This window comes from Spirulina sp. CS-785/01, assembly GCF_028330525.1.
Taxonomy (GTDB): domain Bacteria; phylum Cyanobacteriota; class Cyanobacteriia; order Cyanobacteriales; family Spirulinaceae; genus JAQMSD01.
Genome location: NZ_JAQMSD010000056.1, coordinates 17,752 through 32,883, shown reverse-complemented (window position 1 = coordinate 32,883; position 15,132 = coordinate 17,752). Strand labels below are relative to the sequence as shown.

The window sequence follows — 15,132 nt, the reverse complement described above, 5'->3', positions numbered from 1 at the left end:
CCGTTGTTTCAGACACTTGTGAGAGACATTTTCTCCCCCTCTCCCAAGGTTGGGAGAGGGGGTTGGGGGGTGAGGGCGACTCCAAACCGCCATATCTCGTTACCCACCTTGACAGGGCTGGGTGGGCATTGCCCACCCTACCTATTGCACTATTTTAGCTGTGTCAAGGCATTAGACTCAGAAGGGGCGTTTCTCTAACCAAAACTCGCCAAGGCGTTATCAATATTACTGCGCACTGATGCCGCCGACTGGTGTAATGCCTCCTGCTCCTCCTCCGTTAACTTTAACTCTAAAATACTCTCAACCCCTTGATTGCCTAAACGACAAGGGACCCCGATAAAAATATCCTTGAGGCCATATTCCCCATTGAGATAAACCGCAGCAGGGAGGAGACGGGATTGGTTATTTAAAATCGCCCCGGCCATTAAACAGGCCGACGAAGAGGGGGCATAATAAGCCCCCCCTCGTTTGTATAATTTCACTAACTCTGCTCCTCCGTTGCGGGTGCGCTCCGTGAGTCGCTCAATGGTGGCTGGGTCTAATAATTCCGGGAGAGGAACACCCCGCACGGTACAATAGCGGGGAAGTGGGATCATTAAATCCCCATGGCCGCCTAATACTAAGGTAGTGACATCGCCAATGGACACCCCTAACTCCATGGCAATAAAGGTTTGGAGACGGGCCGAGTCTAAAACCCCGGCCATGCCAATGACGCGCTGAGGGGGCAATCCTGTCACCTTCCACGCTAAATAGGTCATGACATCCAAGGGGTTAGTGACTAGCATTAACATTGCATTGGGAGAGTAGGAAATAGCCTGTTTGGCGGCTTCTCCCACTACTTTGGCATTCGTGCCGATTAAATCATCCCGACTCATTCCGGGTTGACGCGGCAACCCGGCAGTCAGAATGACGAGATCAGAATTGGCTGTGTCTGCATAGTCATTTGTGCCAATAATGGTGCGATCGTGTAACTCTAACCCTTGGGCCTCGCTTAAATCTAAGGCCACCCCTTGGGGTAGTCCCTCCACAACATCTAACAGCACCACATCGGCTAAATTTTGCTCTATAATGCGCTGGGCGAGGGTACTCCCTACTTTACCGGCCCCAACAACTGTAACGCGAGCAGAGCGATATCCTGTCGATGTTGTAGAAGAATAATTCATAAGTTATCCCCGAATAATAAACAACTAGGGCTAGACCACTGGGTCTAGTCAACAGCTTCTAGTTGATCTAATCGTAGCCACATTCCGGGGGTAGGGACGTAAAATTTAACAAAAGCATAATCTCCCTCAGTTTCGACGATCTCGCCTTTGCTCTCAAATAAGTAAGCGGGAAAGCGAGTATCACTGGCTTTTGCCTCGATACTGTTTTCGAGTTGCTCTCGCACCACATGAACTAATGACCCTCGTTTCAGTTTTTTAGCCATAACACTCTCTGAATTGCGACAGTTTTAAGGATATTTTTCGTATTCTGACACAATTTCGCCGTTAATCTCGTTCGCTGCCGTCGGGCATGGTGGCCCCGGTCCATTCTATCCAAGTTAAAATGGCGGTACTTAATTCAGCACGGGTTAAATTGGCTTCGGTAAAGTTGACTCCGGTGAGATTGGTCCGCGCACAGTAGGTTTCAATTAAGTCTGCATGACTGAGATTGGCGTTGCGGAGGTTGGCCCGGCTTAAATCTGCCCGGTTGAGGCGAGTATAGCTTAAATCGGCTCGACTTAATTGGGCTTTATTTAATTTCGCGTTGGACAGGACGGACTGGTGTAAGTTGATTTCGGTTAAGTCGGCCTCGGATAAGATGGCCCGATCTAACTTCGCATTACACAGGGTAGCGGCGGCTAAGTTGGCCTCGGCTAAATTGGCCTCTTGTAAGTAGGCCCCACTCAAGTCGGCCCCGGCTAAATTAGCCCCTTGTAAGTCGGCCCCCCGAAAATTGACTTCTTGCAAATTTGCCCGACTCATTTCTACTTTGGACAAGTCGGCCCCTTTTAAGTCGGCCCCCCGTAGGTCCACTCCGGTGAGAATGGCCCCGATTAAATTGGCGGTATAGATGCGCCTTTCTTCCCGTAAATTGGCCCCCCGTAAACAAGCCCCGGTTAAGTTGGCCCCACTGAGGTCACTGCCGCGCAAGTCGGCTTCGATGAGGTTAGCATCAAGGAGGGTGGCGAGGGTGAGATCGGCGCTGCGGAGGTTGGCCCCTTGTAAGCTGGCCCCGTGTAAGTCTGCGTTGTGGAGGTTGGCCCCGGCGAGGGAGGCTTGATTGAGGTTAGCCCCACTGAGTTTAGCCCCGTTTAAGTTGGCTTTGTTGAGTTGGGCCCGGCTGAGGTAGGCGAGGATGAGGATGCTGCTGTGGAGGTCGGCGTGATGGAGGTCGATGCCGATGAGGTCGGCTTCGAGGAGGTTGGCCCCGCTTAATTGGATGCCTTGAAAGTGGGTTTCTCCGCTTTCGTATCGTTGGATGAGGTCTTGGGGGGTCATGAGGGTAGGGGGTAGTAGGGTTTCATGGCTTGCGCGATCGCTTCTGCGGCTTGTTGGCTTTCGTCGGGGGCCTCTAGGTGTTGGGCGGTTTTGTAGAGGTTTTGTTCTAAGTAGGTAAATTCTCGGTAGGTTTCGTAGAGTTGTCGGAGGAGTTGATCAAAGGATTGGGTGCGTAAACTGGACCATTCGTTTCCGGTGGTTTCAAATTTATGATTGAGGGTGGAGAAGCTGAGGATTTTGGCCCGGAGGGGGTTGGCATATTTCATTACTTCTAGGCGAATTTCAAAGGGATCATAGGCTTTATGGGAGGGGTGATGGGTTTGCAGTTGGGTTTGTAGGAAGGCGGCGGTTTGGTTGCCTTGGGAGACGGTGGTTTTCTCGGTGTAGGCGGTTTGGTTGCGTTGGGTGTAGTTGGTGGTGTCGTCGGGGTTGTTGAGGTTGGGGGGTGAGGAGATGGGATTTTGTATGACTTCGGTGGCCATTTCGTCTGGGGAAGGTGGGGAGGGGGGGGAGTTGTCCTGGTTTGGGGGGGTAAATTCGGTGTTAGAAGGGGGTTGGGGGGTGAGGAATTGGGTGGAGTTGGCTTCAAGGGTGGGGTAGAGTCCTTGGAGTTGTTCGATGATGAAGTTGGCTAGTTGAGAATAGGCGACTTTTCGGTTTAAGTTGCCGACGATGTTGTAAAGGGTGGTGCTGAGTTCGTTGGTGCTGCTATGGCGACTTTGGAGGGTTTTTAGGAGTTCGATGAGGTCTAGTTGTAGGAGGGGTTGAATGTTATTTTCCCATTGATTATAACAGGCACAAAATAACAGTTTCCGAATGCGGAGGGATTGTTCGTGTTGGTCGAGGGATTGGGCAATGTTGGTTAAGGGAGAGGGGGGAGTAAATTGGGGGTAAAATTGGGTGGTTTCGCTGCTTAAAAATTGCGTGGCTTCGCTGTTGTCTGTGTCTGGGGAAGGTGGCGGGGTGTGGTCGTACAGGGGTTTGACTTGTTCAATAATGACATTGGCCAGTTGAGCGTATTGGGTTTTGCGATTGAGCTTTTGAACGACGGTGTAGAGGGTTTCGGTTATTTTTTCGAGGGTGGTATGCTGTTGATAGAGGCGAAATAATAAGCTCTCTATTTCTAAATTTGCCAGAATAGATTGGTCGTTTTCCCAACGATTATAACAGGCACAAAATAACAGTTTCCGAATTCTGACCTGATGTTCATGTTGTGCTAATGTTGTGGCTATTTCGTCCAGTAAGGTGGCAACGGACATGAGTTCCTCGCACACACGGCGTTATCTCGTTTTATTATACTAAAGTCCTTGTCGGGTGGAGTAGGGGTTTTTACTCCTCTAGGGGGACTGCATCCACATCGACGGTTTTGACGGACTGATCTTGGGTTTCTTTGCTGACTTCGGAGGTTTGGCCTTGTTGGGCGAAGTCGAGTACCATTTGAGAGACTTCGGTGAGGAGGAGGGTTAAGAGAACAATATCATCTACTTGGCCGGCCAGGGGGATGAGGTCGGGGGCGATATCAATGGGACTGATCAGATAGAGGAGACTTCCTAGGATGACCCACCAGCGATACTGAGGGTTACGGAGGGTATTACGATACCATTGATAGAGCGATTTTACGGAGTTATTCATCAAGTCTTGTTGAATCCTTGTTTTTATTGTGGCAAATGAGGGGAGGGTTTGGCGATGGGGGATATCCCGACTGGGGTTTTTAGGGGGAGTTTTTCCACAACATCTTCAGCATTTTCCACAGATTTGACCGAGTTTTCCACAGTATTTAACGAATTATAACTTTGCGATCGCTGTTTTTTAACCTAGTGAGTCCCTAGTGAAACCTCTGTGAGCTTCTTCCGTTATGGCGGGATGACTCTCCATGACCGATGTTAACTGAGGGGTCGTTTCTAGGGAGGGCCTGGATAAGGGACTGGTTTTGAGGCGATCGCAGTAGCGTCCCCGTAGGGGAATCGCGTTTCTGGACTTCGGCTAGCGTCCCAGTAAGGGAATCGCGCAACTTCTCAAACCAAAGTGAACTATTCTTCAATAGCTGCCGCGATCATCACAGGTTCTTGCAAGACTTGTTCACAGAACTGATAAATTGCTTCATTGCGACACACCAGTGTTACTTGTTCCACCTCAAAATTAACACTCAGAAATTTTTTGATCTCAGTCATGGCAATCCGTGTTGCTTGTTCCAACGGGAAACTTCCTATCCCTGTTCCTAACAAGGGAAAAGCCACAGTACGTAAGCCCAATTTTTGAGCCAGTTTAAGGCTATTCTGATAACATTGCGCTAACAATTCTTCTTCTTGTAATGTTCCCTCGGTCCAAATAGGACTCACTGTATGAACAACGTAAGACGCAGATAAGTTAAAACTAGGAGTCATTTTTGCTTCTCCTATTGAACAACCTTTAAGTCGTTTACACTCCTTGAGTAAATCCGCACCTGCTGCTTGGTGAATTGCCCAATCAACCTCTTGACGGTCTTGCTGAAACGGCAGCCAATTCAACGGTTTTTTGATCAGTAAGGTTTCATCCGCCGAATTCACAATGGCATCAACGGATTGAGTAGTGATATCCCCTTGTACAACCGAAATCCGTTCTTGGAAATTGACTCCAGACTCACAACTGACGACCCGGCGAATTTCCTGAACCGCTTCTGGTTCAATGGTCGGTAACACCTGAGCCATGCGATTATGGAGTTGAATTTCTTCCACATCTATCTTGCCATCGGCTTTCGCCAACTCCCAAGCGATACATAACAAAAGTCGATGTTTCATCTTCTCTTTGACACTGGGCTGATCGTGTTTTTTGCGATGTTCATCATCGACCAACAATCCAGTGGCTAAAACCTGATCGAAACTACGCTGTTCTTCTATAACCCCATAAACCCGTTTCCGATCTTCTTCAAGAATAGCGGGATTCATTAACATTTTGTGCAGTACATCTCGTTCTTCTTGGGAAAACTCTCCATCAACCCAGACCATCGGTAAAGCTGCCATTAAAACATCTGTTACAAACTGACTCATTTGCTTACGCTCTTTACGGTTTCTCCATTGAAAGACCCCACGAGTCACACCTACAGTTGCCAGTGTGCCAAGTCCGACGGGAGCTACAATGGTGAGTAAGGCATAAGCAGAAGCCCCTACTGCAATACCGCCTGATAACCCTAAAGCCCCTTGAACTGAAGTCCAAAACCCCGCTTGAACAAAGGTACTAGAGGCTAAAGCGGCTGTTCCAGTAGTGGTTAAACCCCCTGCGGTTAATCCTTCTGCAACAGAACCCCCAAATTTAGCGGCAGCCGGTAAACCTCCTGTAATTTGTTGTTTTAACTGTTCCCGTTGAAATTCATCTTTGGTGATGGGTTGTAACTCTTGTGTGCCTAAATAGAGTAAAAGCCCATTAATTTTGTCATCAATATAGTTTTGCAGTGTATTGGCGGCTTCTGGATTTTTCAGAATTTGTTCCTCTAATTTTGGAAGTAACTGTTCTAACAGATTCGTTAATTTTTTCCATGATTTTCCGAATATTTTCGCTAAGGCAGTAATGTCTTGCAATAAGTTCTTCATTTCTTCGGGATGGGTTTGACTCAATTTTTGTAAGTAGTAATCTTCGTTTACATGAAAAATAAAATTAAAACTAACTAGGAGAACAACAATAGCCAGCATAGCCGCAATAGCGTTCATCGTTGTTCCCAAGATAGGAATTCCTGTCCCTGGAATAAAGGAATAAGTTAAAAAGGTTAATAAACTGCCCAGTATGAGTAATGCTAAAGTTATCATTTGACGGGCTTTAGAGTTGGGATCAGTATCCTCATACAATAATCGTAAAAATTTAATATAACGAGGAATTTGAGGAATTTTAGAGAAAGAAAAAACTAAAACTGAGGCAGCAACCGGAATAATTAACTGCAATATACTCCCAATTGTAGGAAGAATAAAACTGGTAACAAAGCCGATAATCAGAGACATAATAGGGATACTCCAAAATCACACAGTGTTTTCTATCTAGAGGTAGTTTATCGCAGCAATCGAAAAATAGATAAAGAGTCAAGCAAAATTTTATAATTCTTTGCGACAGACTGTAGGTACAACGTCCAGTCAGTCGCCAAGTGAACCCAAAAATTGCTTTACGCAGTTTGTTACATTTTAAAAAAAAATAAAATATTTAGTAATAAATCACTTTTGCTGATTTACTACTTGTAAAATTTCATCACGAATTAATGAAGTGCAACCTATTCCGGTAATTGACGTTTTAAACTTTGTCAGTTAAGTGAGAAAATACAGAATAATCACTATGAAGATTCACAACATTCTAGGGAGTTGTAGTATTACAGCCAGTGTCTTGTTAGCAACCTCCATTCCCTTTATTACTCCTAGCATCGAACCAGCAACGGCACAACGGACATGGAGTTGGCGAACTTGTCGAGTATCCGGGTTACAACAAGGACGATTAGCCGTTCGTCCAGAACCGGGTGGAGAACCCTTTGCAGGACTGGATAATGGTAATATTGTGGAGGCTATGATAGGAACAGGTAAGTTTATCCATCATAATAATATCCTGTGGTACTATGTTCGAGTCGTACAAGGTCCCAACAGCCAAGTTAATGGTCGAGAAGGTTGGGTTAATGCAGATTATTTAACTTGTGAATAGTTTTTCAGAGAAGGAGTTGCAAGTAACGAAAAAAAGCAACTCTTTCTCTCAGTTCTCTTAAACAATAAGAGATACCAATGCAAAAACAACAGATTGTTTATACATCACTTTTAGATGCTCTAATTGCTGTTACCAAGCGGCTGAGTATCTATGAAACTCAATATAGTATGGACTCAGAACAATTTTTTGACTCTTATTGCAAAGGACAACTTTCTGATGAAGAAATATTTGTAGAATGGGCAAATGATTATCGACACTTTTTAGAGTTGGTTCGTAGTGAGGGCTAAACCCCTCACTATGTTTCCTTTCAGAATTAAAAATAGTACCGAAGAAATATTAAAAACTGCTCTACACTTGCTATAATTTTAAAGAAGATATTTTATAATATTATTAAATTAGCCAGTTAATATGGTATCAACTCGCCACCCAAAAAATAAAATCAAACAAAGACTTCAAACAATAGTCTCTGATGTGATCAAAGAGCAAACTATTTTACAAGAAAATCTCAATACGCTTGATATGGTTGAGCATTTATATGCCTTAGTCAAAGATAACTTGACAAATAATAGGGGTAAAATTAGTTTGGCTAACCATTGGGAAATTCTACTTGTCTGAATTTTCGTTTTGGAGGATAATGTTTACACAGTTTCTTAGGGGATGAAGTTCGGTTTGAATGATATCCCAGACGATTTTTGAGTTAATGGAAAAATAGGTATGAGCAATAATATCTCTTAAACCTGCGATTTGCTTCCATTCGATTTGCGGATATTTCAGCCGAATTGAATTGGGAATTTGCTTGGTCGCTTCACCGATGATAAGCAAGTTATGAATAACCGCATCGAGGGTTTTGTCATCTTCACATAATTGGTCATAGGTCAGGTTAGTGGTATAGTTTTGAATCTTATCAATACTGTTAATTATATCATTAAGATAGAGACTAAGGTTACGTGACATAGATGGATTCCTTGATAACGCTTTCCCTGATTTGGGGTTTTAGGTCGGTTTTGATAACGAGATCAACATTTTTGTTAAATAGGTCTTCAAGGAAGAATTTTAGCTTCATGTAACGCTTAAAGGTTAGTTCGGCGTTAAATTCGACAAGGAAGTCGAGATCGCTGTCTGGGGTGGCTTCATTCCGGGCGGTTGAACCAAATAGGGAGAGAGATTTAACGCCTAAGTTTTGAAGGTCTTCTGAATGGTTTTTAAGGGTGGAGAGGACAGTCTTTTGATCAATTATTTGGGAGTTAAGATTCTGATTCATGACAAATCTATGTTAATAAAAAGTAGAGCAATTTATTTTTCATATTTTGCAAAAAATACACTGCATTGTTTTGATTTTCGGGTTTTAAAATAATTTTACTCAATGGTAAATATTTAGTTGGCTAGAACTGAGGAACGGCTATAATGAAATGATTAGGGTAGGATGAGACGGTGACTGGGTTTACGGTGAATTGCGCGATCGCACCCCTTCCCTCCCCTCATCCAGAAAATTTTTTTTACGAACCCACTACATCTAGTGTATAGTTGATTATCCTGTGAGCAGACACACCCAATTGGCTCACATTTGGAACGAATCAGCGAAACTGCCGTGCATTATCTTCAAGAATGGGGGGCGAGTTGTGTGGATATGCAACTCACCCAGTTAAACGTCACAACTTTAGAAGGCGATCGCCCTTACGATTACCTATTCTATGCCAATGGACTGCCCCGACGGAATGATGGCCGTCTGCGGGACTCCCTGTTGAAACGCTATGAACACATCGAACAGGGGGGTTGGTGGTGTTCTGGCATTGACGTACTCACCGGAGAAGAAGATATTTGGGGATGTTTTAAACCCAACCTGCCCCGGTTAACCGCCGATTGTCGCAAGGCCATCAAATACGAACATCCCCCCAAAACCGCAACCGGAGTCTTTGCCTTGCGTGTTCCCCCCCATATTTGGGGGAAAATTGCCCAACGCTATCAGCAACCCCTCCCGGATATCCCTGCTGAGTCTCCCGCAGAAATGCCCGACGAACAACCGGATAATGGCTTTTGGCAGTGGCTGATGGATCATCCCCATATTCCCCTTTGTATCACCGAGGGGGCGAAAAAAGCGGGGGCTTTATTAACTGCCGGGTATGCTGCGATCGCACTTCCAGGAGTAAATGGAGGCTACCGCGTCCCCAAAGACAACCAAGGCAACCGCATCGGCAAATCTCGCCTTATCCCCCAACTGGCCAAACTCTGTCAACAAGGCCGCAAAATTTATATTGTCTTCGATCAAGACCGCAAACCCAACACCATTAAAGCCGTAAACGCCGCCATTCGCCAAACCGGGTATCTCCTCACCCAGCAAGGATGCGAGGTGCAGATTGTGCAGTGGAAAGCAGAATGGGGGAAAGGAGTCGATGACCTCATCGCCAACCACGGCCAAGCAACCTTTGATCATGCCTACGAAACCGCCCCCTCCCTCGACAGTTGGAAAGCACAAACCCTCAGCCAACTCACGCACCCCATTCAAACGCAACTCAACTGTCGCTATCTCCCGCAACTGGACATCCCAGAAACCGCCAGATTAATTGGCATTAAATCCCCCAAAGGGACAGGCAAAACGCAACTCTTAGAAAAAGTCGTGCAAGATGCCTTGAAGCGGGGACAATGGGTGTTAGTCATCGGGCATCGGGTGAAGCTGGTGGAAGCCCTTTGTCAACGCTTTGGCTTGCAGTATATTACGGAAGTCCGCAACAGTCCCCATGGGGCATTGCAAGGATACGGCCTTTGTATAGACTCCCTCCACCCCAATTCTCAAGCTAAGTTTCAGGCCAGCAACTGGGAAGATGGGGTAGTGATTATGGATGAAGTGGAACAGGTATTATGGCATGGGTTAAATTCTGCCACCTGTCGGGGAAATCGGGTGGCGATTCTTAAATCCCTGAAAACCCTGATGCAGAATGTTTTGGGGGGAGGGGGACAAGTGTATGTGTCCGATGCTGATCTCAGTGATACGTCTTTAGATTATTTAACCTCTCTAGGGGGGATTCCCCAACACCCTTATATTATCCACAACGACTGGAAACCTAGTCCTGATGAGGCTTGGCGATTGTATCATTATCCGGATACAACCCCCGATCGCTTGGTGGAAGATTTAGCGCAACATATTCGGGAGGGAGGGAAACCGTTTGTCTGTCTCTCGGCACAAAAAACCCGTAGTCAGTGGGGGACGCGCAATTTGGAGGCGTATTTGCGGGAACAATTCCCCGATAAAAGGGTGTTGCGTTTGGATTCGGAGTCGCTGGCTGATCCCACTCATCCGGCGTATGGGTGTATGGTGAATTTGAATGCAATTTTAGGGGATTATGAGGTTGTTTTGGCGAGTCCTTGTATTGAGACGGGGGTGAGTCTGGACATTCGGGGACATTTTACTTCGGTTTGGGCGATCGCGCAGGGAGTCCAGGCGGAAAATTCTGTGAGACAGTCTATGGGACGCATTCGGGAGAATATCCCCCGTTATCTCTGGGTGGCCAATTTTGGCTTTAATCAGGTGGGCAATGGTTCGACTTCCATTCCCGCGTTATTAGCCTCTGGCCAGCGTTTAACCCAACTGAATATCAAATTACTCCAACAGAGTGATTTTATGGCGTTAGATGACCTAGAAACGGGCTTTCAGGCGGAATCTTTGCTGGGGTGGGCGAAGTTTGCGGTACGTCTCAATGCCTCTATGTTGAATTATCGGGAGACGTTGTTGGCCGCGTTGCGAGGGGAGGGGCATTTGTTGCGGGAGGTGGCCCCGGTGGCTGAGTTGCCAAAACCGGAAACCCCGACTGAGGAGGGATCGCCGGATTTGGGGGAGATGATTGTGCAAGTGCGCGATCGCAACTATCAAGAAGATTGTCAGGCGATCGCCGATTCCCCTGATCTCAGTGAGTCGGACTATTTGCGGTTGAAAAAGCAACTGGTGAAAACGGCCAAGGAACGCAGACAGTTACGCAAGTCTGACTTACAGCGTCGCTATGGGTTGACGGTGACACCGGAGTTGGTGATGCAGGATGATAAGGGGTGGTACTCCCAGTTGCGGTTACATTACTTTTTGACGGTGGGCCGGGGGTATTTAGCAGAGAGGGATGCTGCGATCGCGCAACAACTCCTCCAGCAAGGAGAAGGGGACATTTTCCTCCCCGACTTCAACCGATCCCAACTGGGGGCCATCATTGGCATTATGGAAAAATTAGGCATTTCTGTATTAATTCAACACCCGGAACGAGAGTTACGCAATACAGACATTGACCTCAAAAACTTACAAAAAATTGCCCTAGAAAACCGTAATTTCGTTAAAACAGCTACGGGAATTAAACTGGCCAAAAATTCCAGTCCTGTTTTAATTATCCGTCGTTTCCTCGAAAAAATCGGCTACGGGGTCGATTGTATCAAATGCGAAGGAAAGCGCATCCCAGGCCGTCGTCGCGTCAGTCGGACTAAGCGAGTGCGAGTCTATAAAATCGACCCCCCCCAAGACCAAAGACAGGCCGTTTTTGCCCATTGGTTGGCCCAAGCCGGGAACTACGATTACAATTTAGAGGAGAGTAGGGATAGTCTCTCACTAGACAATTCTTGGGCATTTTTAGCCAATAGTAAGTATCAGCAATTGGATTTATTTGTTTAATAAATGTTGAAAATTTGGAAAAAAGTGAGTAAGGCTTACACTAGAATAAGATAGTCCTAGCTGATAGTGAGGTTAACTTCGTGTCCAATACCCAACTCATTACCATATCCAATCGTGATAATACCAACTATGAAGGAGATATCATTTTTGTTCATGGACTTGGTGGAGATGCACGAGGAGCATGGCATCCTACAGGAAAACGCGATGATTATGATTTTTGGCCAACTTGGTTAGGTGAGGATTTACCAAATTTAAGGGTTTGGACGCTCGATTATGCGATTGAACCTTTTCATTGGAAAGGTGAGACGATGCCATTGGTAGATCGCGCAACCGATGTTCTGGCTTGCTTAGATATTGATGTGGGGAAACGCCCCATTTTCTTTATAACTCATAGTATGGGAGGTTTACTTGTTAAACAGATGCTGCGTCATGCTTGGGATTTTGGAAATTCTCGTTGGAAAGCAATCGCGGAACAAACTAAAGGCATTATCTATTTATCAACTCCTCACTCTGGTTCAGACCTCGCAAATTGGGTAAACTATATGGGGGCAATTTTGCAAGCCTCAGTCAGCGTTGAGGAACTAAAAGCTCATGATCCTCGTTTACGGGAGTTAAACCAAGTTTATCGCAACCACGACTTTTTAAAGCAAATTCCTATCGAGGTCTATTGCGAAAAACGCAAGACAAAGGGAATTTTAGTCGTGAATGAAACAAGTGTTGATCCGGGAATCCCAGGAGTTATTCCCATTCCCATGGATGAAGACCATAATTCAATTTGTCGTCCACAGTCCAAACAGAGCAATTTGTATAGAAGAACAAAACGATTTATTATAGAACAATTAGCATCAAGTTCTTTACAATCATTGCCAAAACTGAAGGAATCTAAAGACAAAACTACTTATCTTAATACAATAGTTAATCAAGCTGGTAGAGATATCAACATTAAAGAGCAGCATAACACTTTTTGACTGAACTCGCCGGAATCGGAGCCGGTTAAACAATATCCGCACAATCTGCCCTTCAGTGGAGCGACAAACTTTGTGGGACGGGATGCTGAACTAGCAACCCTACACGAACTTTTACAGCAAAACCAGCGCATTGCCATTACTGCGATAACGGGGATGGGTGGAGTAGGAAAAACTGAACTTGCTATTCAATATGCTGCTACCTATCAGGAACATTATCCAAGTGGCATTTGTTGGATAAGAGGACGAGATGAAGATATAGCCCAACAGATTGTTGAATTTGCAGAGATTTACTTGGATTTAAAACCTCCAAAAACTAACGAACAAGAAAACGTAAAAGAAAAGAAAAAAGCAGTTAAATGGTGTTGGCAACATTGGCATCAAGGTAATGCTTTAGTAATTTTAGATGATGTCAATTATTACGAAGTAATTAAACCCTATTTACCACCTCAGAATTCCAAATTTTGGGTTTTAATAACGACACGCTTGCAATTATTAACATCTGTTCAACGACTAGAGCTAGAAGTCCTCAAATCTAAAGCAGCAATTAATTTATTAGAGTCATTAATTAATAAAATTTTTTTGCCAGAAGAACTAAATATTGCGCACGAACTCTGTCAAAAACTAGGTTATCTCCCTTTAGGATTAGAATTAGTAGGACGTTATCTAAGTCACAAACCTGATTTATCCCTTGCAGAAGTATTACAACAGTTACGAGAGCAAGGATTAACCCAAAAAGCTCTTAAAAAACACAAATGGGCATTAGATATAACAGCACAAGAAGGAGTAGCGGCAGCTTTTGAACTAAGCTGGAAGGAATTAAGCTCTGACGCTCAAGAATTAAGTTATATATTATGTATTTTTGATTTAGTGCCTATTTCTTGGCACATCGTTGAACAATGCTTTCCAGAACGAAACAGACAAAAACTAAAAGATATAAGAGATGATTTTTTACTGGATTTTCATTTACTTCAGCATGAAGGAAATCAAACTTATAGACTTCATGAATTAGTACGAGAATTTTTTCAAAGTAAGTTAGTTGAGTCAACACAGACTAATTTAATAGAGGCTGTAACTTTAACAGTTGGAAAAATTGTGAAAAGATCGCCTACTTGCGCTAATAAACTTTTTCAGAAGGGTTTATTAAATTGGAGTTTTCCTCCCAATTTACACTTATCTGCATTAGAGTGGGGGAAATTGGTTTGGATAGCTAGTCAATCTTGGTATGAAGGATTAGGTAAATTAGCCCCCTTAGTAATGCCTATCAGAAAAAATGGTGATTTACCAGTTCTAGGAATTGCGATAACTCACAAAGAACCTAATAGCGGCTCTATTGCATTTGAGCCAATACAAAACGATGATCCAAATTCTTTGAATATTATAACAGGCTGGTATTTTGGTCACGATATAAAAGAATCTGTGATTGAGTTACCTCAAAATATTTTAAACAGCCTAGAAAATAATTATAATGATTATACTGATGATTATTCCAATGACTGGAATTATTTTTTACAAATGTATCCAATCAAACAAAACTTTCATGCCCCTTGGCAATATACTTCTTCAGCTTTTCTTGAAAATTTACCAGAATTATTAAAAGAACGTAGATTATCCCAAATTTCAGGTTACTTATCCTTAGAACCAGCTTGGTATATTGCTATATATTTAACAAATCGTAAAATTGCTGAATATTATCAATATTATCTTCACTATACAACTCCCATATATTTGGATGAAATTGAAAATAAATTAGCACAAATAAATATGTTTCAATTTTCAGTAATGAAGCAACACTGTTTAAACCAATTAAAAACGGAAGTTAGCAATTTACGTAGAAAAGGACAAAATCATTTAAAACTTCCTGCTGCTGTTGAAAATTTCCGAAAAACTAACTATCCTTCTTCCCAAGTCCTATTAGAGTACATAATAGATATTTATAAAAATGCTATTTATGATTATGAAAATTTAGTCAATGATTTATTTTCTCCATTATTACCTCAGTTACAGCTTGCTAGTATTTTACCTGCTCGATTAGTCGGCACAGTAGTTTTACCTAAGCATCGTTCAGATGCTATTCATTTTAGTTGGACTTGGGTTCCTTTACCTAGTGATCGTCAAAGCTATGTAGATTTTAAACTTGGTGATACTCCTCTTGATATTCAAGATTCTCGTTTTAATGGAATAATACAAAATTCTAAGTTAAATCTTATTTATCGTATGTATCCAGTATATCCAAGGATTGGGTCTTTTGATCAAACTCCATTCACAAAAGGTTGGTTAGGAACTTTTCCTGTAACAAATCTGGTTTACCAATGGTTGTGGAATGATTTGAAAGTAATTAATTGGGTACGAGACGAAAGATTAGATGATATGGGGTATCCATGCTGGCGATAAT

Annotated in this window: 13 protein-coding genes; 5 read left to right on the top strand and 8 right to left on the bottom strand. The window is 43.8% G+C overall.

Annotated features, from left to right (window positions below; all coding sequences use genetic code 11):
* Positions 1-194 precede the first annotated feature (194 nt).
* The 6 genes from mdh to PN462_RS03185 form a co-directional block, all read right to left on the bottom strand.
* Positions 195-1,163, bottom strand: coding sequence for a malate dehydrogenase (gene mdh / locus PN462_RS03210; protein ID WP_272126496.1), 969 nt, complete (start codon positions 1,161-1,163; stop codon positions 195-197).
* A 44-nt stretch (positions 1,164-1,207) separates the two neighbouring features.
* Positions 1,208-1,426: an NAD(P)H-quinone oxidoreductase subunit O gene (locus PN462_RS03205; RefSeq protein WP_272126495.1), complete on the bottom strand. Its 219-nt coding sequence runs from the start codon at positions 1,424-1,426 to the stop codon at positions 1,208-1,210.
* Positions 1,427-1,487: 61 nt separating this feature from the next.
* Positions 1,488-2,480, bottom strand: a complete 993-nt coding sequence (locus PN462_RS03200; protein WP_272126494.1) for a pentapeptide repeat-containing protein — start codon at positions 2,478-2,480, stop codon at positions 1,488-1,490.
* Positions 2,477-3,739 (bottom strand): hypothetical protein, encoded by a 1,263-nt coding sequence (locus tag PN462_RS03195; RefSeq protein ID WP_272126493.1) that lies wholly within the window; start codon positions 3,737-3,739, stop codon positions 2,477-2,479. Before PN462_RS03195 ends, PN462_RS03200 begins: the two co-directional genes overlap by 4 nt.
* Positions 3,740-3,809: 70 nt before the next feature.
* Positions 3,810-4,112, bottom strand: a complete 303-nt coding sequence (locus tag PN462_RS03190; RefSeq protein WP_272126492.1) for a YkvA family protein — start codon at positions 4,110-4,112, stop codon at positions 3,810-3,812.
* A 398-nt stretch (positions 4,113-4,510) separates the two neighbouring features.
* Positions 4,511-6,448: a macro domain-containing protein gene (locus tag PN462_RS03185; RefSeq protein ID WP_272126491.1), complete on the bottom strand. Its 1,938-nt coding sequence runs from the start codon at positions 6,446-6,448 to the stop codon at positions 4,511-4,513.
* Between the two features lie 325 nt (positions 6,449-6,773).
* Between PN462_RS03185 and PN462_RS03180 the strand changes: the two genes are divergently transcribed.
* On the top strand, positions 6,774-7,130 hold the full coding sequence (locus PN462_RS03180; RefSeq protein WP_272126490.1) for an SH3 domain-containing protein: 357 nt from the start codon (positions 6,774-6,776) through the stop codon (positions 7,128-7,130).
* Between the two features lie 77 nt (positions 7,131-7,207).
* Positions 7,208-7,417 carry an antitoxin TumA gene (gene tumA / locus PN462_RS03175; RefSeq protein WP_272126489.1) on the top strand — a complete coding sequence of 70 codons (210 nt, stop codon included), beginning with the start codon at positions 7,208-7,210 and terminating at the stop codon, positions 7,415-7,417.
* A gap of 316 nt (positions 7,418-7,733) precedes the next feature.
* Here tumA and PN462_RS03170 read toward each other — a convergent pair whose 3' ends face one another.
* A complete protein-coding gene (locus PN462_RS03170; RefSeq protein ID WP_272126488.1) occupies positions 7,734-8,084 on the bottom strand; it encodes a HepT-like ribonuclease domain-containing protein in 351 nt (116 codons plus the stop codon).
* Entirely contained in the window at positions 8,074-8,391 is a 318-nt protein-coding gene (locus PN462_RS03165) for a nucleotidyltransferase family protein (protein WP_272126487.1), read from the bottom strand. Before PN462_RS03165 ends, PN462_RS03170 begins: the two co-directional genes overlap by 11 nt.
* Before the next feature lie 327 nt (positions 8,392-8,718).
* Between PN462_RS03165 and PN462_RS03160 the strand changes: the two genes are divergently transcribed.
* The 3 genes from PN462_RS03160 to PN462_RS03150 all read left to right on the top strand — a co-directional run bounded on the left by PN462_RS03160 (position 8,719) and on the right by PN462_RS03150 (position 15,131).
* Complete coding sequence (locus PN462_RS03160) at positions 8,719-11,772, top strand: plasmid replication protein, CyRepA1 family (protein WP_443029047.1); 3,054 nt, start codon at positions 8,719-8,721, stop codon at positions 11,770-11,772.
* An 80-nt stretch (positions 11,773-11,852) separates the two neighbouring features.
* Positions 11,853-12,740, top strand: coding sequence for an esterase/lipase family protein (locus PN462_RS03155; protein ID WP_272126485.1), 888 nt, complete (start codon positions 11,853-11,855; stop codon positions 12,738-12,740).
* Positions 12,741-12,812: 72 nt separating this feature from the next.
* Positions 12,813-15,131 (top strand): NB-ARC domain-containing protein, encoded by a 2,319-nt coding sequence (locus PN462_RS03150; protein ID WP_272126484.1) that lies wholly within the window; start codon positions 12,813-12,815, stop codon positions 15,129-15,131.
* Position 15,132: the final 1 nt, after the last annotated feature.

Bases quoted from the DNA above. Each gene is read 5' to 3' on its own strand.
- mdh (WP_272126496.1), bottom strand. From the start codon at position 1,163: ATGAATTATTCTTCTACAACATCGACAGGATATCGCTCTGCTCGCGTT.
- PN462_RS03205 (WP_272126495.1), bottom strand. From the start codon at position 1,426: ATGGCTAAAAAACTGAAACGAGGGTCATTAGTTCATGTGGTGCGAGAG.
- PN462_RS03200 (WP_272126494.1), bottom strand. From the start codon at position 2,480: ATGACCCCCCAAGACCTCATCCAACGATACGAAAGCGGAGAAACCCAC.
- PN462_RS03195 (WP_272126493.1), bottom strand. From the start codon at position 3,739: ATGTCCGTTGCCACCTTACTGGACGAAATAGCCACAACATTAGCACAA.
- PN462_RS03190 (WP_272126492.1), bottom strand. From the start codon at position 4,112: ATGAATAACTCCGTAAAATCGCTCTATCAATGGTATCGTAATACCCTC.
- PN462_RS03185 (WP_272126491.1), bottom strand. From the start codon at position 6,448: ATGTCTCTGATTATCGGCTTTGTTACCAGTTTTATTCTTCCTACAATT.
- PN462_RS03180 (WP_272126490.1), top strand. From the start codon at position 6,774: ATGAAGATTCACAACATTCTAGGGAGTTGTAGTATTACAGCCAGTGTC.
- tumA (WP_272126489.1), top strand. From the start codon at position 7,208: ATGCAAAAACAACAGATTGTTTATACATCACTTTTAGATGCTCTAATT.
- PN462_RS03170 (WP_272126488.1), bottom strand. From the start codon at position 8,084: ATGTCACGTAACCTTAGTCTCTATCTTAATGATATAATTAACAGTATT.
- PN462_RS03165 (WP_272126487.1), bottom strand. From the start codon at position 8,391: ATGAATCAGAATCTTAACTCCCAAATAATTGATCAAAAGACTGTCCTC.